The organism is Pandoraea aquatica, from assembly GCF_902459565.1.
GTDB classification, from domain to species: Bacteria; Pseudomonadota; Gammaproteobacteria; order Burkholderiales; family Burkholderiaceae; genus Pandoraea; species Pandoraea aquatica.
Genome location: NZ_CABPSN010000008.1, coordinates 225,506 through 245,534 on the forward strand (window position 1 = coordinate 225,506; position 20,029 = coordinate 245,534).

Genomic DNA, 20,029 nt, shown 5'->3' on the forward strand with positions numbered 1-20,029 from the left:
GTTAGCACGATGATCCCGCCCGAATCGATACCGCGTTTTAGGTAGTCGCCCCCGTTTTTCCCGTCGCGACTAACATTCCGGCCGCGCAGCCACATCCCGAAACCATCTCACCAAGAAGTCCGCCAACGCACGCGTTTTGGCGGAGAGGTGACTTTTCGTCGGATAGACGAGCTTGATATCGGCGGCGGGCAACGTCCAGTCCGGCATCACAGTGCGAAGTTGACCGGATGCCAGATACGGATGGATGTCCCACATCGACCGGATCAGCATGCCGTGACCGTTCAGTGCCCACGTCGTTGCGGCCGCGCCGTCGTTGGTGCTGAGCATGCCGCGCACTTTGACCGTCTCCTGACGATCCGCCTGACGGAAGTGCCACGTGCCGTAGGTCTCGTCGCTCTCGCGAATCACGATACATTGGTGCCCCGCAAGATCCGATGGCTGCACCGGTTCGCCCGCCTCCGCGAGATACACCGGCGACGCGCATAACACCCGCGCATTCGGCATCAGCTGTCGCGCCGTCAGACGCGAATCCGGCAGGTCACCAAAGCGGATCGCCGCATCGAATCCTTGTTCGACGAGGTTCACCGGACGGTCCGTCAAATGCAACTGCACCTCCACCTCCGGATACTCGCGCGCAAATGCGGACAGCGCCGGGGCGATATGCGTCCGTCCGAAACCCAGCGTCGCCGCCAGCCGGAGCAAGCCGCGAGGCGACGACTGTGCCCCTGTCACCGCATGCTCCAGCGCTTCGAGTTCGCCGAGAATGCGTGCGCCGTCCTGCAAGTACATATCGCCCTCGGGCGTGAGACTGATGCGTCGTGTCGTACGATGCAGCAGTCGCACGCCAAGACGATGCTCGAGTTGCGCCAGCCGACGGCTCACCGCTGGTGGCGTAATGCCCATTTGCTGCGCAGCGGCCGCCATGCTGCCTTCTTTCATGAGCGTCGCAAAAAAGCGCAAATCGGAAAATCCGTCGACTGACATGGCGATTCGTGTTCTGAAATTAACAATGAAGTGATTCTGAGTCACTTTATGTCGTTTTGCATCAAATATAGGATGTGCATGATACGGAGCCGAGCGCGCATATCGCACAGGCATGGCATCGCACCGAACCCGAACGCAGAAAAAGGTAAAAGGGTCTATGACTTCCCAAGCGCTGTTCCCCGGCTTCACCGCCTATCGTTTGCCGACGCCTGACGGCCAGCACATTCACGCGTTGACGGGCGGCAGCGGCCCGGCGCTGCTGATGCTGCATGGCCACCCGCAAACGTCCGCGATCTGGCACAAGGTTGCTCCGACGCTCGCCCAACATTTCACTTTGGTGCTGGCTGATCTGCGTGGCTACGGTGACTCTGCCAAACCCGCTGGCGACGCGGATCATGCGGCCTACAGCAAGCGTGTCATGGCGCAGGACATGGTGTCCGCCATGCAGGCGCTGGGACATTCGACGTTTTCGGTGCTGGCGCACGACCGTGGCGCTCGCGTCGCGCATCGACTGGCGGCGGATCATCCGGAGATCGTCCGACGCATGGTGCTACTCGATATCGCACCGACCCTTGCGATGTACGAACAAGCCAGCGACGCCTTTGCGCGCGCCTACTGGCACTGGTTCTTCCTGATTCAACCCGCACCGTTGCCCGAGCGCCTGATCGAAGCCGATCCGGCGGCGTATTTGCGGGATGTCATGGGACGGCGCAGTGCCGGACTCGCACCGTTCGATCCTCGCGCCTTGGCGGAGTATCAACGATGCCTGTCACTGCCGGGTGCGGCGCACGGTGTCTGCGAGGACTACCGGGCCGCCGCGACGATCGACCTCGATCACGACCGCGCGGATCGCGATGCAGGGCGTCGATTGCCGATGCCGGTGCTGGCATTGTGGGGGGAGCAGGGCGTCGTGCACCGATGCTTCAAGCCGCTCGACGAATGGCAACAGGTAGCGTCCGACGTACGCGGGCACCCGTTGCCTTGCGGTCATTACATTGCGGAAGAAGCGCCGGAAGTGCTGCTCGCCGACGTCCTCCCGTTTCTGCTCGACGTTACACCGAGCGCGTAAGTCCGCCGTCGACGCGAATGTTCTGGCCCGTGATGTAACCGCCGCCCTCGGACGCCAGGAAGGCCACCGTCGCCGCAATTTCTTCTGCCTTGCCGTAACGCTGCATCGGCACGCTTTCGCGGCGCACCTCCTGCTGCGGCAGGCTGTCGATCCAGCCGGGCAGAACGTTGTTCATGCGGACGTTGTCCTTCGCGTACTTGTCCGCAAACAGCTTCGTAAACGTTGCCAGCCCCGCACGGAACACGGCCGACGTCGGGAACATCTCGCTCGGCTCGAATGCCCATGCCGTCGAAATGTTGATGATCGCGCCCGCGCCTTGCTTTTGCATGATCGGCGTGACGAGACGCGTCGGGCGGATCACGTTCATCAGATATGTATCCATGCCGAGATGCCAGTCTTCGTCGCTGATCTCCAGGATGGCGGCGCGCGGGCCGTGGCCGGCGCTGTTCACGAGTACATCGATACGTCCCCAGCGTTGCACCGCGAGATCGACCAGTTCCTTGAGCGATTCATTGGACTGATTCGAGCCCGTCACGCCGACGCCACCAAGTTCGGCCGCTAGCGCTTCGCCCTTGCCGGACGACGACAGAATGCCGACCTTGAAGCCGTCCGCCGCGAGACGTCGCGCCGCCGCTGCACCCATGCCGCTGCCACCGGCGGTAATCAATGCCACTTTTTCTACTGTCATGCTGCTATCCTCCGATGACGTCGGGTGCCGCTCGATGGGCACGTCAGACGGGTTATCACTATTTGAAAGTGTTCAAAGCGTAACACCGTGAGACCCGGCCGACGAATCAGATTTCGACACTCTAAACAGTAGAAAAACTACACCATGACGGAAGCCATCGGCCGATTACCGTCGCTCAACGCGTTGCGTGCTTTCGAAGCCGCGAGCCGACATCTCAACTTCCGGCTTGCAGCGGAAGAACTGGGCGTGACGCAGGGCGCTGTGGCACAGCAGGTACGGGGCCTCGAAGCGGAATTGGGGATGAAGTTGTTCGAGCGGCATCCGCGTGCGCTGTCGCTGACCGAGAACGGACGCCGCTACGCGAGCGGCGTGCGACGCGCTTTCGAGATGCTGACTGAAGCGACGCAAGCGTTGCGTCCGGAACCGTTGCGGCTGACGATCAGCGTGACGCCGACATTCGCATCGAAATGGCTGATCCCCCGACTGCCCGCGTTCCTCGAAACGCATCCCGACATCGATCTGCGTATCCTCGCGACGGACCGGTTGTCGCACTTTCAGGCCGACGCCGTCGATCTGGCCGTACGCTACGGACGTCCGCCTTTTGGTGGCGGGCTGGTCGTGGAGCCGTTGTTCGAGGAGGCGCAAGTCGCGGTCGCGAGTCCTGCGGTGATTGCGGCCGCCGGTCATCCCGGCAAAACGGATGGCCCCGGCAGCTTGCGAGGGCATGCCTTGCTTCACGACGCCCACAACGCCTGGCCGCAGTTTCTCGATCTCACGTTGCCCAAGGCTCAGATGTCGGAAGCGAAGAACGTGCGGTTCAACCAGACCGCGCTGGCCATCGACGCCGCTGTCGCCGGTCAGGGGTTGGCGCTCGCGCATCGTGACTTCGTGGCAACGGACATTGCGGCCGGCCGTCTTGTGCGGCTGTTCGATACCGAATTGCGGACCGGGGCCGGCTTCTACATCGTGTATCCCCGCCGTACGCGGCATGCCGCGCAGATCGCCGACGTCCACGATTGGCTTTTGCAGGAGACACGCGACAGGCGTTAGCATTGCGTTTCATGCAATGACCACCCATCTCGCCATGTCACTTCCCGATCTCAATCTGCTTCACGCGCTCGATATCCTGCTGGAGGAGGGCAGCGTTGTCGGTGCCGCACGACGCATGCATCTGAGCCCGCCAGCGATGAGCCGTACGCTGAGCCGGATTCGCGAGACGCTGGGCGATCCGGTCTTCGTGCAGGCGGGCCGCAAGCTCGTGCCTACGCCGCGTGCGCTGGCGATGCGCGAACAGGTGCGGCTGGCGGTCGAACAGGCGCGACAGGTACTCACGCCCGGCGATGGCGTCGACCTCAAGACACTCGACCGGCGCTTCAACGTGCGTGCAAACGATATCGTCGTGGGGCTGCACTCGGGGCGCCTGCTCGAAGCGATGGCCGCCGAGATGCCGCGCGCCATGCTGCGCTTCTCGCCAGAAGAAGACGATATGGACGACGAGGCGCTGCGTAGCGGGCGGATCGATCTGTTCATCAGTGCTGCGCGACCGTTGGGCCCGGAGATTCGCATACAGCCGCTGTTCACGACCAGTTTCGTCGGCATGGCACGTCACGATCATCCGATTTTCGACGAGGACATCACGCCCGAGCGCATCACCCGATGGGGACACATCGGCGTGTCGCGACGCGGGAAGTTCGCTGGACCGATCGACAATGCGCTGGAGTCGCTGGGGTTGCGACGCCACGTGGCGCTGGTCGTGCCGACGCCGTCCGCAGCGCTTTTCGCGTTGTTTAACAGCGATTTGCTGCTCGCGTTGCCGTCGCATCTCGCGCAAAGCGCGCTGGAAGCGGGCATGCGTCTGCGACAGTTCGATTTCCCTGTGCCGCTGGAGACGGTGGTGCTGACGCAGGCATGGCATCCGCGCTTTCAGGCCGATCCGGCGCACCAATGGCTGCGCCGGACCGTCCGCAGAATCTGCGAGACGTACTGATTTGGTCATCGGTGCGTCAGACGCAATCGTTCATTCCAATCAAGTCACTTTTCGCATGACAGACGCCGACCCTACAGTGATGAGCATCGTCACTGTGTTCAAGGGTCATCGTGTCATCGACACCTGTTTCGGTCACCGGGTCCGGCGCGCCTACCGCATCTAAGGCGTCGCGGCTGGGCTGGCTGACCGCCATCGTCTCGCGCACGGACTTCACGTCGCCGTGCGCCACCTACGTCTTTCGGTCCATCGTCGCCGCATGGTTGGCGCTGTGTGTCGCGTATCTCCTCGAGCTGGAGATGCCGTTCTCGGCCGCAACGACCGTGTTGCTTGTCATCAATCCCGTGCAGGGAGCCGTGATCGGCAAGGGCGCGTGGCGTGTGCTCGGCACGCTCGCGGGCATGGTCGCGTCGTTCTTGCTGATGTCCGCTTTCGGACAGATGCCCTGGCTCTTTCTTCTTGGCTTCTCCGTCTGGCTGGGGCTGTGCGTTGCCGGTATGACGATGCTGCGGCACTTCCGGGCGTCGGGCGTGGTGGTCGCAGGGTACACCGTCGGACTAGCGACGTTCGGTGCACTACAACACCCGCATCTCACGTTCGATCACGTTATCGGCCGTGCCTCGACCGTGATGGTCGGTGTGGTGTGTCTGTCGCTGGTGTCAGCGCTGTTCAGTGCGCGCGGCGTACGGGGGAAGTTGGCGGAGACGCTTACGCGATTGACGGCACGGGCTGCGGAGGTATTGGCCGCAGCCAACGTGGCCGACGATGCGCCATCACACGCGGCTGCCGCCGACGCCAAACGTCAGTTGATGACCGAGATCTACGGTGTGGACGATCTGCTGGCCGTCGGCAAGGCGGAGTCGGTGGACCTCGCGCATCGCGCCCATGCCGTACGGCACGCGATGGCGTCGCTCTTCGCGGCATTGGCCGGTGGTTCGCGGGAACCGCTCGGCTCGACGTTGCGGCCGATGCTCGCCGCTGCATGGCGTGAAGCGGCGCGCTCGGTCGGCACCGGTTCGCAGCCGCTGGAACGTGCTGCGCGAGTGATGCGTGACGCCAGGCAGCGACTTATCGATGCGCGCACAGGGACTCACGCCATGCCCGACGCTAGCGCCGACGCGGTGTCGTCAGCGACGCTCATCGCCATCGATCAGGCGATTGATCAGATCGACGATTACCTCGCCGCATTGGACGGACTGGCATCGTTGAATCGTCCGCGACCGGCGGGTGCGAAGACCGTCGTCAGCTTTCACCGCGATCCGCGCGCTGCGTGGCAGAACGGTCTGCGGTCTGCGCTGACGTTGTTCACCGCAGGGGCCATTTGGATCGTCACCGGCTGGCCGCATGGCGACATGATGCTGCTGATCGTCGCCCCGTACTGTGCGTTGCTCGCCGCAGCACCGAACCCGGCTGCCGGTGCGTGGCAATTCGTCAAGGGGTCGGTGATTGCGGTGCCTGTCGCGTTCGTGTGCGCGTTCCTCGTGTTGCCGCACATCAACGGATTGCCGTTGCTGCTTGTGGTGCTGGCGCTGTTCTGGCTGCCCGGGATTTACGCGACGACGTTACCGCAGCATGGCCTGGCGGCGCTCGCGTACCTCGTCGGATTCAACACGCTCACGGCGGCCGACAATCCGATGCACTACAACCTCCCGCTGTTCCTCAACTGGTCGGTCGCATGGATCGTGGGGACGCTCGTGGCGTGGATGGGGTTCCGCTTGCTGCTGCCTCGGGTCTTGCCGCGAGACATCGAGCGGCTGCGAATGCGGATTCGCGACGAAGCCTTGCGTACGTTTCGTCCTTCTACGTCGATTGGGTCTATCACCAAGCTGCTGACGGCGTCTCGCGTATGGAAATGGCGTCAGCAACACCGAATCGCATCGCTCGGCGCACTCCGCAAGTCGCAGCCGGACGCCATGCATCGTGACATCGCCGACGCACTGGCCGGTCTCCATTTGGGGCGCGAGGTATGGCGGGTGCGAGGGTGGATGGTCGGCGAGGGTCGACATACCCAGTTTGCGGAGGTGAGGCGAGTCGTTGCCGTCGCACTGGACCGGATGCAACGCCGCTTGCGGACGCGTCACCCTGAGCCGGCGCTCGCGGCGCGCCATGCACGACATGCGGTCCGACGGCTGGTGCGAATTCAGGCGACGTTACCTCCATCGCCCGTCGCACCGGTCGAGGCTCGCCATCTCAGGCGTGTCGTGGCGGCGCTCATCGACATCGCTGCGACGCTCGACGCGCATGCCGCCTACTTCGGTCAACCTCAACCTTTAGCTCCCGAATCCCATGCTCAGTGAAGTTGCTGTGGCGGGCATCTATCTGCCGCCGTTCTTCGTCTATGCCTGCATTGCCTTGCCGGTGTTCTTAGGTCTTCGTTTCGTGATGACGCGTGCGGGTGTGATGCGCCGCGTCTGGCATCCGGCGCTCTTCGAGTTCGCCGTTTCTCTCTGTCTGGTTTCTCTGCTGGTGATTTATGTCTGATCGAATGATGTGGTTGCGTCCCGCTGCGAGGGCGACGGGGACGTTGGTAGCGGTAGCTCTCGCCGTGGCGCTGGTCGTGGCGCTCTGGCGCGCGTACGTCGTCGCACCCTGGACGCGCGACGGTCGCGTCAGTGCGGAGGTTGTCCATATCGCGCCCGAGGTATCGGGGACGGTGCTCGACGTAGCCGTGGCCGACAACCAGCTCGTCAAGCGCGGCGAGTTGCTTTATCGCATCGACCCCGAGCGTTTCCGGTTTGCCGTGGCGCAGGCCGAAGCGCAACTGAGCGCAGCGACGGCCGTCATGCAGCAAAAGATGCAGGACGCGAAGCGTCGGCGCGGCATGGACGATCTCGTGCCCGGCGAAGACATTCAGCGCGCGAATCACGCGGTCGCCATTGCGCAAGCCGAGCAACGTCGCGCGCAGGTCGCACTCGACGTAGCCCGCCTCGATCTGACGCGCACCGAATTGCGGGCCCCCGCAGATGGGTATGTCACCCATTTGCGGCTGCGTCCCGGCGACTACGCGGTGGCAGGACGGGGAAACGTCGCACTGATCGATGCGCACAGCTTCTGGGTGACGGGCTACTTCGAGGAAACGAAGCTGCATGGCATCCGCACCGGTGCGCCCGCGCGTATTCGCTTGATGGGATTCGACGAGATGCTCGAAGGCCATGTCGCGGGCATCGGGCGTGGCATCACGGACGCCAACGAGCATGCCGACGCACAGGGGTTGCCAAGCGTTGAAGCGAGTTTCAGTTGGGTGCGTCTCGCGCAACGCATTCCGGTGCGCATCGCCATCGACCGTGTGCCTGCCGGGGTGGTGCTGGCTGCGGGCATGACGTGTAGCGTAGACGTCGGCCGACCTGAGGCCACAGGCACGCCGAAGGGACATCTCGCCAGCTTGTTGATGCGATGGATGTGACGTTATGAAACTCGCATTGAAATTCATGGGTGTGCTTGCCGCTTTACCGGCGTCGAACGTCTCTCTTAAGGTGTCGGGCCGTGCGATTCGTCGAGCGGTTTCGGTCGGCGGGATGAGTCTGCTGCTGACCGCCACAGCCTGCACGACGCTCGGCCCCGACTACCGCGCGCCTGAGGCGGATGTGCCTGCCGAGTGGCATGAGGTGCGCGATACGTTTGATACGTCAGCTACGTCCGATGCCTCGCGACTGCGCGAATGGTGGCGGTCGTTCGGCGATCCGGTGCTTGACCAGCTCATCGACGCGGCCCTACAAAACAACCGCGATCTCGGCATTGCCAAGGCGCATCTCGTGCAGGCCCGCGCGCAGCGGATGCAGATCGCCGCTGGGCTGGGTCCGACGATCTCGGCCGGCGGGACGGCGCAGGCGTTGCGCTCCAGCAAGCGCCTGGACTGGCCGCCGGGCATCGGGCAGTCGCGCACGTGGCAACTGGGGTTCGACGCGAGTTGGGAACTCGACGTTTTCGGCGGTACGCGACGGGCGGTGGAATCGGCCGACGCGCACGTCGAAGCGGTGGCGTTCGATCAGGAAGCCGTGCGTGTGAGCCTGCTGGCTGAGCTGGCAGCCGACTACGCCATGTTGCGGACTACGCAAGCAAGGTTGTCCATCGCGCAGGAGAACATCCGTACGCTGTTCGAGGGTGAACGTCTGGCGCAACGCGCCTTCGCGCAAGGTCTGGGGACGTCCGCCGAAGTGGCGCAGGCCCGAGCGGAGCGTGAACTCGCGCAGGCGGAGCCACCTCGGTTGCAGGCCGATGTCGAAAGGTTGAGCCACGCGATCGGCGTACTGGCAGGCGGATTCCCTGCGCAATGGCGCGATACGCTGGCCGCGCCCTCCGCCGCATTGCCGGTGATGCCCGCGCTACCGCTGTCGTTGCCGTCCGACGTGATTCGTCAGCGCCCCGACGTTCGCGCGGCCGAGCGTCGGCTTGCCGCCGCGACGGCGCAAATCGGTGTGGCTGAGGCTGAGCGCTTCCCGCACTTCAGCATTCCGCTGAGTCTCGGCACGACGGCGAGCCTGATCCACGATCTGTTCACCAGCGCGAGTGTCGCGTGGTCCGCCGCGCTGATCGGCAGTCAGACGCTCTACGACGGCGGCCGGGCGCGCGCTGGTGTCACCGTGGCGCAGGCCGCCACCGATGCGGCGCGTCTTGCGTATGAGCGCGATGTCCGGCTGGCGTTGCGCGACGTCGAGGACGCACTCACGGGCCTGCATGGCGAGCGGGCACGGCAAGTCGCGCTGCATTCGGCGGTCGACGATAGCCAGCAGGCGCTGGTCCGCACCACGCGTCTTTACCAACGTGGCTTGAGTGCCTATCTGCCCGTGCTGGTGGCGCAACGCGCCGCCAATCGCGCACGCGACGCCCTTGCCATCAGTCAGGGCGGTGAGGTCCTCAACGCCATTGCACTTTACAAGGCACTGGGGGCGGGGTGGGGGCCGGAGACAGTACCGGCTCAACCCGTTCCCCGTGCTTCCCTTTGATTTCATCGCTCAGGAGCGAACTCCATGTCACTCGATCCCCATCTGTTTTCGATCCACGACATCCGTGAACTGCCGTACGTCATCTTCAACCAGGAGGCCGCCGAGCCGGGCTATGCGCGTGACTGGGAGGCAGAGATGACGGCATTGCTGAAGCACGGCAAGCCGTTCGTGGTCGTCTATGACCAGCTCACGCGCGACGAAACGCACGAAGACCGCAAGCAGCGCGCCATTTGGCTCAAGCAACACAAGGCGGCGCTGGCTGAGGTTTGCAAAGCGCTGGTGAGCATTGAGCCGAATGAAGCGCGACGTGCGGCTGTCCGCGCAATGGGGGAGACGGCGGTGAAGGCCTTCGGCATCCCGCACGAAGCGGTCGCCACGCGCGACGAGGCGATGGCCCTCGCCCAGCGTCTGACGGCTTCCGCAGGCTGAGGAGGGCGCTTGCTGCGGGGTTGCAAACTAACGCGACGTGCGCGGCGCAAACCCGTGGCGTCGAGCGGCGAACGCGACGACCCACGCAGCGAGTGCAAGCGTCACGAGGACATGCGGCAGTGCGGCGGCCCCCCACGCTGACAGCACGGCACCGCCCAGCACGCCGCTGGCGGCGAACGAGAGATTGAAGACGGTCACGAGCATCGACTGCGCCACGTTCTCGTGCTCGCCTGCCGCGTTGCCCAGTGCCGTCTGCAAGATCGTCGGTGCGCCGCTGAAGCTCAGTCCCCAGAGCACAGCGCCCCCCATCAGCACGGGCCACGACGTCGGCCAGTATCCGAAGGCGACGATCACGGCGACGAACGTTGCCAGTGCCGTCAACACGAGTCGGCGCAGCCATCGGTCCACCCACAGGCCAACGCCCCAGAGCCCCACGAGCGTGAAGATGCCGAACGTCGAGAGCATCGTCGCAAGCCGTTCGCTCATGCCGGACGACGCAAGAAACGGCGCAATGTACGTGTAGAGCGTGTAGTGCGCGACGACCCACAGCATGACCACCGCAAGCACCGGACGCACGCCCGGCAAACGCAATACGTCCATCACGGAGGCGCGGGCTGCGGGGGCGCTGATCTCGTTCCCATCGGTCACATCCGGCACGATCAGCAGCATCCATCCGACGAGGATCAGCGCGCAAGCCGACAAGCCGCCGAAGACCCAGCGCCAGCCGATCAGGTGGCCGAGGGTCGTGGCGGCGGGCACACCGACCGCAAGTGCCAGCGGCACGCCGAGCATGGCGAATGCTAGTGCGCGACCTTGTCGTGACGGGCTCACGAGCCGTCGCGCATACGTGGCGATTTCACTCCACGCGAGCCCCGTCGCGAGTCCGACGACGAAGCGTGCGGCGAGCGTGAGCACAAAGTCCGACGAGAATGCCGTGACGGCGTTGCACACGGCGAAGCCGAGCAGGGCGATAACGAGGACGGTGCGACGTGACCAGCGGTGCATCAGCACGGTGAGCGGCACGGCACCGAGGCCTGCGCCCAACGCGCACAGCGTCACCATCTGCCCGGCCCACGATTCCGAAATGCGAAAGCTGTCCGCCAGTTGCGGCAGTAATCCGGCGGGGACGGTTTCGTTCGCAGCGGCGATAAAGGTTGCGAGCATCAGCGCCGTGAGCGATGCCCATGCGGCGGTGTCACTATGTTCGCTCTGTGGTTTGTCGGACGTTTGAGGGGAGGAAGGTGGGACGGCTGGCGAGGAAGCGGACATGGTCGGGTGTGGCGCACGAGTGTCCCGGCGGGACGATGTGACGTAGTCTGCCGATGCTCGTTGTATTTGATAATCTGTCGCCAATTTGAATGACTTTCAAAAATAGATAGAAAATGGCGACCGACAAACTGGGCGACATGCGCCTCTTCACCACGGCAGCAACGCTCGGCAGCCTCTCGGCGGCTGGACGCAAGCTGGGGCTGTCGCCGGCGGCGGCGAGTGCGCGGCTGGCGAAGCTGGAGGCGTCGTTGCAGACCCGTCTTTTCGACCGTACGACACGTCAGCTACGGCTCACCGAAGAGGGGCGCGTCTACTTGTCGCACTGCCTTGTGGCGTTGCAGGCCATCGACGACGGCGAGGCCGCGCTTCAGGCGGGATGCGAGGCGATTCGGGGGAAGATCCGGCTGTCGGCATCGACCGATTTCGGCACCCACAAGCTCTCGCCGTGGCTAGATGCGTTCGTCGAGCGTTACCCGGACATTCGGCTATCGCTGACGTTGACCGACTCGATCTCCAATCTTGTGCAGGACGACGTGGATATCGCCATTCGCTTCAGCGAGCCGGAGGACGGCACGCTGGTGGCGCGTCGTCTCGCGCCGATGTGCCGTGTGTTGTGTGCGTCGCCCGACTATCTGGCGCGCTACGGCGAACCGGAAACGCCGGACGCGCTAGGGGCGCATCAGTTCATCGTGCTCGTCACGTCCTCGGGGCCGCTCAACGAGTTCCATTTCAAAAAGGACGAGGCGACGTGGCAGTTCTCGGTGCCGATGGCGCAGGCGTGGGAGACGAACGACGGCACGATTGCCCGCCGCTGGGCGCTCGACGGTCGCGGCATCGTTCGCAAGACACTGTGGGACGCCGCCGACGATGTCCGTGCCGGGCGGCTGAAGATCCTGCTGCCGACATTCGTTGCGCAGGAGGCGGGGGTTTATGCCGTGCGGCATCGCACGCGCTACATGGTGCCGCGCGTGCGTGCCTTGCTCGACTTCCTGATCGAGCGTTTCGCGCACGAGGCGGCGACGCTGCCCGATGTTTGTCTGGTGCGGCATGGGGGGGAGGCGGGCATCAAAGCGGGCATCAAAGCGAGCATCGTGCCGTCCGGGGCGCGGTAGGTTTTCGCGAAGTGGGATCGGGGTGTTTCGGGGTGTCAGGGCGACGTGTGACATGACACTTACAGAGGACAACTTCATGTCATCATATGGCATGGCACAGATCCCGCTCTTCCCGCTCGGCAACGCCTTGTTCCCTTCCGGGGTGTTGCATTTGCGCATCTTCGAGGTGCGCTATCTCGACATGATCAAGCGATGTCTGGCGGACGGCACCGAGTTCGGCGTCGTGGTGCTGCGACAGGGCAGTGAAGTCCGCATGCCGGACAGCGTCGAGGAGCCCGCGATGATCGGCACCATGGCGCGTATCGACGATTGGCGTGCGCCCATGCCGGCGTTGCTCGAACTGGTTTGCCGGGGCACGACCAAGTTCCGGTTGTCGTCTGTCGAGCTGGGCAAGTATGGGTTGTGGATGGGCGAGGCGGAGATGTTGCCTGCCGACGACAGCGTCGCCATTCCCGACACGTTGCAAGTCAGCGCGGACACCCTGGGCAAGCTGATCGCAGGGTTGCAGCGCGATCCGGCCCGTGCGGCCAAGCTGCCGCTGGCACCGCCTTACCGTCTGGATGAATGCGGCTGGGTCGCCGACCGCTGGGCCGAGCTGCTGCCGTTGCCCGCGCATGAGAAGGAGACGCTGCTGGGCATTGCCGATCCGGTGGCGCGTCTGGCCCGGATTCAGGCATTTCTGACGGACCACGGCGTGCTTTCCTGAGCGCGACGGGCGATTTCGTCAATCGCGGCCGGACAGGCGATAATGTCGCCTGCCAAGATTTTCCGTGCCGCCGCCGCCGGCGACGGCATCGTCACACACACCCATGACAGTCCAGATTAACCAAGAACTCAAGGCGTACATCGATCCGCTCACGCCTGACGAATACGCTGCCCTCGAACAGAGTCTGCTTGCCGAAGGTTGCCGCGACGCGCTTGTCCTGTGGGGCGACGTGCTGGTCGACGGCCACAATCGCTACGAGATCTGCCGCAAGCACGACATCGAATTCCGAACCGTCCAGAATGCGACTTTCCAGTCGATGGACGACGTGCATCTTTGGATGATCGACAACCATCTGGGGCGTCGCAGCGTTTCCGATTACCAGCGCGGCGTGCTGGCCCTGCGCAAGAAGACGATTCTTGAGGGGCGAGACACCCCCGATGCCCCGGCGGCAGCGTCTGAGCCGGCAGCACCTGCGGCGGGCGACGCGACGGCACCGGAAGCGGACGCATCGAAGTCGTCGATCCCGGCGCACACCATGGCGCTCACGCGTGCGGCACTGGCGCGCGCGGCACGTCTGTCGAGCAATACGCTGGGGCAGATCGAGCAGATCCACAATGCGGCGGCGCCGGAGTTGGTAGACGCGGTCAAACGCGGTGAAGTGTCGATCAACGCGGCGGCGGCCGTGTCGACGTTGCCGCAGGCGGCGCAGGTCGCAGCCGTGGTGGCGGGCAAGCAGGAGTTGCGCGAGTTGGCGCGCTCGGTGCGTGAGGCGCGTCCGGTCAAGCCACGCAAGAAGAAAGAGGAAGAGATCGTCGAAGACGACGACGGCACACCGCCGTGGGACACGAGCGTCGATCCGTCCGACGAGTTGACGCGGTTGTCGAAGGAGCTCAAGGCGATGACGGCCGAGCGCGATACGCTCAAGAAGAAGGTGGCTCATCTCACCATCGCGTTGGCCGAAGCGCGCGCAGGCAAGTAACCATGCGAACCCCTGGACCTCAGGCACTCCATCAGGCCATTCGCGACACGCTTCGAGACGAGATCTTGCACGGCGTACTTCCGGGCGGGTTTCAACTGCGTCAGGAGGCCTTGGCGGAGCGTTTCAATTCTAGCCGGGTGCCGGTGCGCGAGGCGTTGCGTCAACTGGAAGCGGAGGGATTGGTCACGCACCATCTGAACCGTGGGGCGACGGTGGCGAGCATCAATCTTGAGCAGTTGTGCGAGATGCTCGACATTCGCGTGGCGCTCGAATGCCACGCTGCCAAGCTGGCTGTGCCGAACATGGCAGAGCGCGATTTCCAGTTGATGGAGCAGATTCTGGCCGAGTACTCGGCATCCGAAGTCGTTTCCGAGTGGGCGGAGTACAACCGGCGTTTCCATCTGGCGCTCTCGGCCCCGGCGAACAATCGACGTCTGCGGGTGCTTATCGAAGAGTACTGCCTGAATACCGATCGATATTCGCATTTGGCAATGTCGCAGGCGACCGGCAAGGTCAAGCCGCAGCACGATCATTACGAGATTCTCGCGGCTTGCCGTCGGCGCGATGTGGCAGCGGTTGTCTCGATGCTCGAAGCGCACATCCTCACCACGCGCAACGAGATCAAGGCGCTCGCCCGCGAAGATCTCAGCTTCCTGTCGCGCGCGTCGTTCTGACGTCGATACGCCGATCACCTATACGGCGAGTCCGGTGAATCGCCTGAGCGGGCGCTGTGCGAGAATGGTGCATTGCTTTCTGGCCCAATTTCGCCGGGTTTTGTGGATGCCGGACGAATCCGGCATCGGCGATACGCGGCGGGCATTCCGGACTTCCGCAACTTCTGCAACTTCGTAACGTTTCATGAATCGAGATTTACCCGCGACCGACGAGACCTACATGGGACTGGCGCTTGCTCAGGCCCGCGCTGCGATGGCGCAGGGAGAGGTGCCGGTCGGTGCCGTGGTCGTCTGTGACGGGCAGGTGGTCGCCGTCGGGCATAACTGCCCGGTGAGTGGTCACGATCCGTCGGCCCATGCCGAGATGCAGGCCTTGCGCGCTGCGGCGCAGGCGCTGGGCAACTACCGTCTGCCCGAATGCGAGTTGTACGTGACGTTGGAGCCGTGCGTCATGTGTGCGGGCGCGATCATGCACGCGCGCATCAAGCGGGTCGTGTTCGGTGCCTCCGATCCCAAGACGGGGGCGTGCGGCAGTGTCGTCGACCTGTTCGCCGAGCCGCGTCTGAACCATCATGCCGATGTTGTCGGTGGGGTCATGCGCGATGAGTGCGTGGGCATATTGCAAACGTTTTTCAGCGAGCGGCGCGCGGCAGCGAAGGCGCGTCGTCTTGCCGAGTCGTCGCCGGCGGCCGAGGTGGCTGGCGATCCTTCCGTCCCCCCATCGGAAACTTCCAATTGACGCAGACTCGTCTTATCGAACTGATTGCGCCGTCCGGGTACGCCCCGGATCCCGACGTTGCGACGCGCGGTATTGCCGCGCTTGAGCAACTCGGCTACACCGTCGGGAATCGTGATGTCACGTCGCGGCGGTTCCTGCGCTTTGCGGGCACCGATGCCGAGCGCGTTGCGGAGATCAATGCGCTTGCGCGCCGCGACCATCCGCTGCCGGACGTCGTGCTCGCCATGCGAGGCGGTTACGGTGCCGTGCACTTGCTCGACCAACTGGACTACAAAGCGCTGCATGACCGCCTGTGCGGCGAGCGCGTCGCGATCGTCGGGCACAGCGATTTCACGGCATTACAACTGGCATTGTTGTCGCAGTCGCACGTCAACACTTTCGCGGGGCCGATGTTGCTGGCTGACTTCGGCGCGCAGACGCTGAGCGATTTCACAGTGGAGCAGTTCACGTCGGTATTACGGTCCGAGTCGCACGTCGTCCGGTGGGCGGGGGACGGTGCGAGCGGCGACATCGATGTGTCGGGCACCTTGTGGGGTGGCAATCTGGCGATGGTGTGCAGCCTGATCGGCACGAAGTATCTGCCGCAGATCGATGGCGGCGTGCTGTTCGTGGAGGACGTGAACGAGCCGCCGTTCCGGGTCGAGCGCATGCTGTATCAGTTGCATCAGTCAGGCATTCTGGCGCATCAGCGCGCATTGGTGCTGGGGGACTTCTCTCAGTATCGTCTGACCGATTACGACAATGGTTACGACATGGCGACCATGGTTGAGAGCATGCGCCGGGTCATTGGCATTCCGATCGTCACGGGCATGCCTTTCGGTCATTGCCCCGATAAACTGACCTTACCCGTGGGCGGACAGGCCAAATTGTCGACGTCGGGCGCAAACGTTACGCTGGCGCTTACGGGATATCCCTATATCGCCGGATGACGGGCGAATGCCGGGTGCAAGGGCGCCCGGGAAAGCTGGATTTGCGCAAAACAGAGGCACGCCGGGACGATTTCGTCGCTCGGCGTGCTTTTTTATTGTCTCGAAGAATGCCGTGGGTTTGCCGGTGTTGAGGGTGATTTGACGGTCGTTTGAGTGAATTTGCGGGGGCGAATGTCGACGGCGAAACGAGGGGCGTGAGGGCTGTCGGCGTGGCGAATCCGGCCGTCGGCGATGGCGTTGCGGGGGCGACTATATGTTTAAGCGCAGCCTGAATATCTGAATATGGCTATGTTTCGTGCGGATGTATTTGGCTAAACTTCTTCGATCGTTCCGCCATCAGAAGGATGCCAAGACATCATGGCCAGCAGCAACGCGAATTCCAAGGATTATCCCCGCGACCTTATCGGCTATGGCCGTCACGTACCGTTTGCCGACTGGCCGGGACGTGCGCGCATTGCCGTGCAGTTCGTACTGAATTACGAAGAGGGCGGCGAGAACTGTGTATTGCACGGTGACAAGGCGTCCGAGCAGTTCCTGTCCGAGATCATTGGCGCGGCCGCCTACGAGGCCCGTCACATGAGCATGGAATCCATCTATGAGTACGGTTCGCGCGCGGGCGTGTGGCGTATCTTGCGCGAGTTCGAGCGACGCGGTTTGCCTCTGACCGTGTTCGGCGTGGCGATGGCCATGCAGCGTCACCCTGAGCTGACGGCCGCATTCCAGGAGCTTGGGCACGAGATTGCGTGTCATGGCTGGCGCTGGATTCATTATCAGAACATGGACGAAGCGACCGAGCGCGAGCACATGCGTATCGCCATCGACATCTTCAAGGAAATGACGGGCAGCGCGCCGTTGGGTTGGTACACCGGCCGCGATAGTCCGAACACCCGCCGTCTCGTCGTCGAGCAGGGCGGTTTCGTGTACGACTCCGACAACTATGGCGACGACCTGCCGTTCTGGACGCAGGTGCAGACCAGCAGTGGCGACGTCAAACCGCACCTTGTGGTGCCGTACACGCTCGACTCCAACGACATGCGCTTTGCTGCGCCGCAGGGCTTCAACACGGCCGACCACTTCTTCCACTACCTGCGCGACGCGTTCGACGTCCTGTACGCCGAGGGTGACGAAGCGCCGAAGATGTTGTCGATCGGCATGCATTGCCGTTTGCTGGGCCGACCGGGCCGATTCGCGGCGTTGCAGCGATTCCTCGATCACATCGAAAAACACGATCGCGTGTGGGTGTGCCGTCGTATCGATGTGGCGCGTCACTGGCAAGAGCGCCATCCGTTCGTGGCGGCGTGAGCCGGCGATTGAATCGCTGAACAGGTAGTTGATAGGGCGTTCATGTCCCGTAGGACGTGACGCCCGGCATTGAATTCGAATCCGACAGGCGTCATCGGGCTGCGCGAGGAGTGCGGCGGGGCGCCACCTTTGTTCTCCAGGAGAGCAGTTAATGAACGCCCCGTTGCCTATGACCCAACGTATTGTTGCCGAGCTGTCGGCGCTACCGCGCGCCGAGTTCATTGCCGCGCTCGACGGCATTTTCGAGCATTCCCCGTGGGTCGCTGAAGCCGCATGGGAAGATCGCCCGTTCGCGACCGTCAATGCACTGCACGACGCCATGTGCCAGGCCGTGATCGATGCGGGTGAGACGCCGCAACTCGACCTCATCCGTGCCCACCCGGAGCTGGCTGGGAAGGCAGCGGTGCGTGGCGAGCTGACCGCCGAATCTACGCGTGAGCAAGCCGGTGCAGGACTGGATCAGTGCAGTGCAGAAGAGTTTGCGCGCCTGACTGAGCTGAACGACGCTTACAAGGTCAAATTCGGCTTCCCGTATATCCTGGCCGTGCGTGGCCATACCCGCAGCAGCATCATCGAGAACTTCGCGACGCGCCTGGAAAATAGCCGTGCGGACGAAATCGAGGAATGCCTGCGTCAGATTTTCCGTATTGCCGGTTTCCGGCTGCAAGACCTCGTGCGCGACTGAGCGTACGACACCGTCATATCTCAAGTTTCAGACATTACCGAGCATCAAGGAGTTGGCATGGCCCTCGTCCCGCAAGACCCGAACGCACCGGACTTCGTGCGCCGTTATGTGAATCTCGCCGACCCGCGTCTGGGTGCTGAAGCGCTCGTCGCCACCGACGAATTCTTCGCGGCCAAAGAGCGCATGCTCAACCCGGAGCCGGCTGTCTTCATCCCGGGCAAGTACGACGAGAACGGCAAGTGGATGGACGGTTGGGAGACACGTCGCAAGCGTGTGAACGGCTATGACTGGTGCATCGTCAAGCTGGCGCGACCGGGCGTGTTGTTCGGCGTCGATCTGGACACCAGCCACTTCACCGGCAACTTCCCGCCTGCGGCTTCGCTTGAGGGCTGCTACAGCCCGAATGGCGCACCTAATGACGCTGCCGAATGGTTCGAACTGTTGCCGTCGACCACCTTGCAGGGCAACTCGCACCACTACCATGCCATCACGCAGCAGCGCGCAGCGACGCACGTGCGCGTGAACCTGTATCCGGACGGTGGTCTGGCGCGTCTGCGCCTGTACGGATTGCCGCAGAGTGACTGGGCGGGCCGTTCGCGTGATGAGCTGATCGACCTCATCGCAATGGAAAACGGCGGCTACGTGGTCGCAGCAAACAACCAGCATTTCGGATTGGCGTCGAACCTGTTGATGCCGGGCCGTGGTGTGAACATGGGTGATGGATGGGAAACGCGCCGTCGTCGTGAGCCGGGTAATGACTGGGCGATTATTGCGTTGGCGCAGCCGGGCGAGATTGGCAAGATCGAAGTCGACACGGCGCACTTCAAGGGCAACTTCCCGGACCGCTGCTCCATCCAGGCGGCGTACGTCACGGGCGGCACCGAACAGTCACTGATTACGCAATCGATGTTCTGGCCGGTGTTGTTGCCGGAGCAGAAGTTGGCGATGGACAAGCAGTTCTACTTCGACGAGCAGGTACAGAAGTTGGGGGCGATCACGCACATCCGCTTCAACATCATTCCGGACGGTGGTGTGTCGCGTCTGCGTCTGTGGGGACGTTTGAGCGACAAGAAGGCGTAATCGGACAGAAGTAGCAAAGTACAACGAACAGAGAGAACAAGGAGCGTGACATGGTGGGACCGGCATTGAAGATCGAGCGATTGACGCGGGAGGCGTTCGCGGCGTTCGGCGATGTGATCGAGTTGGAGGGTGCGAAGCATTTCGCGATCAATGGCGGGACGACCGAGCGATTCCATGATTTGGCGACGGTGGATCTGGGCCCGGAGGGTGGGCGCACGTTGGTCAACGTCTTCCGTGGCCAGCCGCGTCAGTTGCCGTACGAGGTGAAGATGTTAGAGCGTCACCCGTTGGGCAGTCAGGCGTTCATTCCGTTAAAGACCACGCCGTACCTGGTGGTTGTGGCTCCGGCGGGCGAGTTGGACGTGAGCAAGATGCGTGCGTTCGTGTCGGATGGATGGCAGGGTGTGAACTATGCGAAGGGTGTGTGGCATCACCCGTTGTTGGCGTTGGATGAGGT

The 20,029-nt window shown here is 63.4% G+C and carries 21 protein-coding genes; 18 read left to right on the top strand and 3 right to left on the bottom strand.

Annotated features, from left to right (window positions below; genetic code table 11):
* Nucleotides 1-69: 69 nt before the first annotated feature.
* Nucleotides 70-984 carry a LysR family transcriptional regulator gene (locus tag PAQ31011_RS22430; protein WP_150577903.1) on the bottom strand — a complete coding sequence of 305 codons (915 nt, stop codon included), beginning with the start codon at nt 982-984 and terminating at the stop codon, nt 70-72.
* 157 nt (nt 985-1,141) lie between these two features.
* Here PAQ31011_RS22430 and PAQ31011_RS22435 point away from each other — a divergent pair, with 157 nt between their 5' ends.
* Nucleotides 1,142-2,053, top strand: coding sequence for an alpha/beta fold hydrolase (locus tag PAQ31011_RS22435; protein WP_150577904.1), 912 nt, complete (start codon nt 1,142-1,144; stop codon nt 2,051-2,053).
* On the opposite strand, the gene PAQ31011_RS22440 is transcribed toward PAQ31011_RS22435, so the two are convergent.
* The gene (locus PAQ31011_RS22440) at nt 2,037-2,741 is read right to left on the bottom strand and encodes an SDR family oxidoreductase (RefSeq protein ID WP_150577905.1); all 705 of its coding nucleotides are present in this window, start codon (nt 2,739-2,741) and stop codon (nt 2,037-2,039) included. The two genes, PAQ31011_RS22435 and PAQ31011_RS22440, sit on opposite strands and share 17 nt — an antisense overlap.
* A gap of 144 nt (nt 2,742-2,885) precedes the next feature.
* Between PAQ31011_RS22440 and gcvA the strand changes: the two genes are divergently transcribed.
* The 7 genes from gcvA (at nt 2,886) to PAQ31011_RS22475 (ending at nt 10,097) form a co-directional block, all read left to right on the top strand.
* On the top strand, nt 2,886-3,791 hold the full coding sequence (gcvA, locus tag PAQ31011_RS22445; protein ID WP_174990237.1) for a transcriptional regulator GcvA: 906 nt from the start codon (nt 2,886-2,888) through the stop codon (nt 3,789-3,791).
* 34 nt (nt 3,792-3,825) lie between these two features.
* Nucleotides 3,826-4,728: a LysR family transcriptional regulator gene (locus PAQ31011_RS22450; protein ID WP_150577930.1), complete on the top strand. Its 903-nt coding sequence runs from the start codon at nt 3,826-3,828 to the stop codon at nt 4,726-4,728.
* A gap of 110 nt (nt 4,729-4,838) precedes the next feature.
* The gene (locus tag PAQ31011_RS22455) at nt 4,839-7,022 is read left to right on the top strand and encodes an FUSC family protein (protein ID WP_246179722.1); all 2,184 of its coding nucleotides are present in this window, start codon (nt 4,839-4,841) and stop codon (nt 7,020-7,022) included.
* Nucleotides 7,012-7,206 (top strand): DUF1656 domain-containing protein, encoded by a 195-nt coding sequence (locus tag PAQ31011_RS22460; RefSeq protein ID WP_150577906.1) that lies wholly within the window; start codon nt 7,012-7,014, stop codon nt 7,204-7,206. Before PAQ31011_RS22455 ends, PAQ31011_RS22460 begins: the two co-directional genes overlap by 11 nt.
* Entirely contained in the window at nt 7,199-8,128 is a 930-nt protein-coding gene (locus PAQ31011_RS22465) for an HlyD family secretion protein (protein ID WP_425495130.1), read from the top strand. Before PAQ31011_RS22460 ends, PAQ31011_RS22465 begins: the two co-directional genes overlap by 8 nt.
* Before the next feature lie 4 nt (nt 8,129-8,132).
* On the top strand, nt 8,133-9,668 hold the full coding sequence (locus PAQ31011_RS22470) for an efflux transporter outer membrane subunit (RefSeq protein ID WP_246179723.1): 1,536 nt from the start codon (nt 8,133-8,135) through the stop codon (nt 9,666-9,668).
* 24 nt (nt 9,669-9,692) lie between these two features.
* Entirely contained in the window at nt 9,693-10,097 is a 405-nt protein-coding gene (locus PAQ31011_RS22475) for a hypothetical protein (RefSeq protein WP_150577907.1), read from the top strand.
* Nucleotides 10,098-10,124: 27 nt separating this feature from the next.
* Here PAQ31011_RS22475 and PAQ31011_RS22480 read toward each other — a convergent pair whose 3' ends face one another.
* Nucleotides 10,125-11,261, bottom strand: coding sequence for an MFS transporter (locus PAQ31011_RS22480; protein ID WP_246179724.1), 1,137 nt, complete (start codon nt 11,259-11,261; stop codon nt 10,125-10,127).
* A gap of 218 nt (nt 11,262-11,479) precedes the next feature.
* Between PAQ31011_RS22480 and PAQ31011_RS22485 the strand changes: the two genes are divergently transcribed.
* From PAQ31011_RS22485 to PAQ31011_RS22530, 10 genes are all read left to right on the top strand, one after another.
* Entirely contained in the window at nt 11,480-12,478 is a 999-nt protein-coding gene (locus PAQ31011_RS22485) for a LysR family transcriptional regulator (RefSeq protein WP_150577909.1), read from the top strand.
* A 91-nt stretch (nt 12,479-12,569) separates the two neighbouring features.
* A complete protein-coding gene (locus PAQ31011_RS22490) occupies nt 12,570-13,184 on the top strand; it encodes an LON peptidase substrate-binding domain-containing protein (RefSeq protein ID WP_150577934.1) in 615 nt (204 codons plus the stop codon).
* 103 nt (nt 13,185-13,287) lie between these two features.
* Nucleotides 13,288-14,163 carry a ParB N-terminal domain-containing protein gene (locus PAQ31011_RS22495; RefSeq protein WP_150577910.1) on the top strand — a complete coding sequence of 292 codons (876 nt, stop codon included), beginning with the start codon at nt 13,288-13,290 and terminating at the stop codon, nt 14,161-14,163.
* A gap of 2 nt (nt 14,164-14,165) precedes the next feature.
* The gene (locus PAQ31011_RS22500; RefSeq protein ID WP_150577911.1) at nt 14,166-14,837 is read left to right on the top strand and encodes a GntR family transcriptional regulator; all 672 of its coding nucleotides are present in this window, start codon (nt 14,166-14,168) and stop codon (nt 14,835-14,837) included.
* Between the two features lie 184 nt (nt 14,838-15,021).
* The gene (tadA, locus tag PAQ31011_RS22505; protein ID WP_150577912.1) at nt 15,022-15,576 is read left to right on the top strand and encodes a tRNA adenosine(34) deaminase TadA; all 555 of its coding nucleotides are present in this window, start codon (nt 15,022-15,024) and stop codon (nt 15,574-15,576) included.
* The gene (ldcA, locus tag PAQ31011_RS22510; protein ID WP_150577913.1) at nt 15,573-16,505 is read left to right on the top strand and encodes a muramoyltetrapeptide carboxypeptidase; all 933 of its coding nucleotides are present in this window, start codon (nt 15,573-15,575) and stop codon (nt 16,503-16,505) included. The genes tadA and ldcA overlap by 4 nt, the downstream gene beginning before the upstream one ends.
* 357 nt (nt 16,506-16,862) lie before the next feature.
* Complete coding sequence (puuE, locus tag PAQ31011_RS22515; RefSeq protein ID WP_150577914.1) at nt 16,863-17,807, top strand: allantoinase PuuE; 945 nt, start codon at nt 16,863-16,865, stop codon at nt 17,805-17,807.
* Between the two features lie 151 nt (nt 17,808-17,958).
* Nucleotides 17,959-18,492, top strand: coding sequence for a 2-oxo-4-hydroxy-4-carboxy-5-ureidoimidazoline decarboxylase (uraD, locus tag PAQ31011_RS22520; protein WP_425495131.1), 534 nt, complete (start codon nt 17,959-17,961; stop codon nt 18,490-18,492).
* A 57-nt stretch (nt 18,493-18,549) separates the two neighbouring features.
* Complete coding sequence (alc, locus tag PAQ31011_RS22525; protein ID WP_150577915.1) at nt 18,550-19,572, top strand: allantoicase; 1,023 nt, start codon at nt 18,550-18,552, stop codon at nt 19,570-19,572.
* 50 nt (nt 19,573-19,622) lie between these two features.
* Nucleotides 19,623-20,029, top strand: a 407-nt coding sequence (locus tag PAQ31011_RS22530) for an ureidoglycolate lyase (RefSeq protein WP_150577916.1), incomplete at its 3' end; no start/stop codon positions are given.

Coding starts and splice junctions, on each gene's coding strand:
- PAQ31011_RS22475 (WP_150577907.1), top strand. CDS start 9,693: ATGTCACTCGATCCCCATCTGTTTTCGATCCACGACATCCGTGAACTG.
- PAQ31011_RS22465 (WP_425495130.1), top strand. CDS start 7,199: ATGTCTGATCGAATGATGTGGTTGCGTCCCGCTGCGAGGGCGACGGGG.
- tadA (WP_150577912.1), top strand. CDS start 15,022: ATGAATCGAGATTTACCCGCGACCGACGAGACCTACATGGGACTGGCG.
- PAQ31011_RS22435 (WP_150577904.1), top strand. CDS start 1,142: ATGACTTCCCAAGCGCTGTTCCCCGGCTTCACCGCCTATCGTTTGCCG.
- PAQ31011_RS22460 (WP_150577906.1), top strand. CDS start 7,012: ATGCTCAGTGAAGTTGCTGTGGCGGGCATCTATCTGCCGCCGTTCTTC.
- PAQ31011_RS22485 (WP_150577909.1), top strand. CDS start 11,480: ATGGCGACCGACAAACTGGGCGACATGCGCCTCTTCACCACGGCAGCA.
- PAQ31011_RS22470 (WP_246179723.1), top strand. CDS start 8,133: ATGAAACTCGCATTGAAATTCATGGGTGTGCTTGCCGCTTTACCGGCG.
- PAQ31011_RS22450 (WP_150577930.1), top strand. CDS start 3,826: ATGTCACTTCCCGATCTCAATCTGCTTCACGCGCTCGATATCCTGCTG.
- PAQ31011_RS22500 (WP_150577911.1), top strand. CDS start 14,166: ATGCGAACCCCTGGACCTCAGGCACTCCATCAGGCCATTCGCGACACG.
- PAQ31011_RS22440 (WP_150577905.1), bottom strand. CDS start 2,741: ATGACAGTAGAAAAAGTGGCATTGATTACCGCCGGTGGCAGCGGCATG.
- PAQ31011_RS22430 (WP_150577903.1), bottom strand. CDS start 984: ATGTCAGTCGACGGATTTTCCGATTTGCGCTTTTTTGCGACGCTCATG.
- uraD (WP_425495131.1), top strand. CDS start 17,959: ATGAACGCCCCGTTGCCTATGACCCAACGTATTGTTGCCGAGCTGTCG.
- puuE (WP_150577914.1), top strand. CDS start 16,863: ATGGCCAGCAGCAACGCGAATTCCAAGGATTATCCCCGCGACCTTATC.
- PAQ31011_RS22480 (WP_246179724.1), bottom strand. CDS start 11,261: ATGCTCGCAACCTTTATCGCCGCTGCGAACGAAACCGTCCCCGCCGGA.
- PAQ31011_RS22495 (WP_150577910.1), top strand. CDS start 13,288: ATGACAGTCCAGATTAACCAAGAACTCAAGGCGTACATCGATCCGCTC.
- PAQ31011_RS22490 (WP_150577934.1), top strand. CDS start 12,570: ATGGCACAGATCCCGCTCTTCCCGCTCGGCAACGCCTTGTTCCCTTCC.
- alc (WP_150577915.1), top strand. CDS start 18,550: ATGGCCCTCGTCCCGCAAGACCCGAACGCACCGGACTTCGTGCGCCGT.
- gcvA (WP_174990237.1), top strand. CDS start 2,886: ATGACGGAAGCCATCGGCCGATTACCGTCGCTCAACGCGTTGCGTGCT.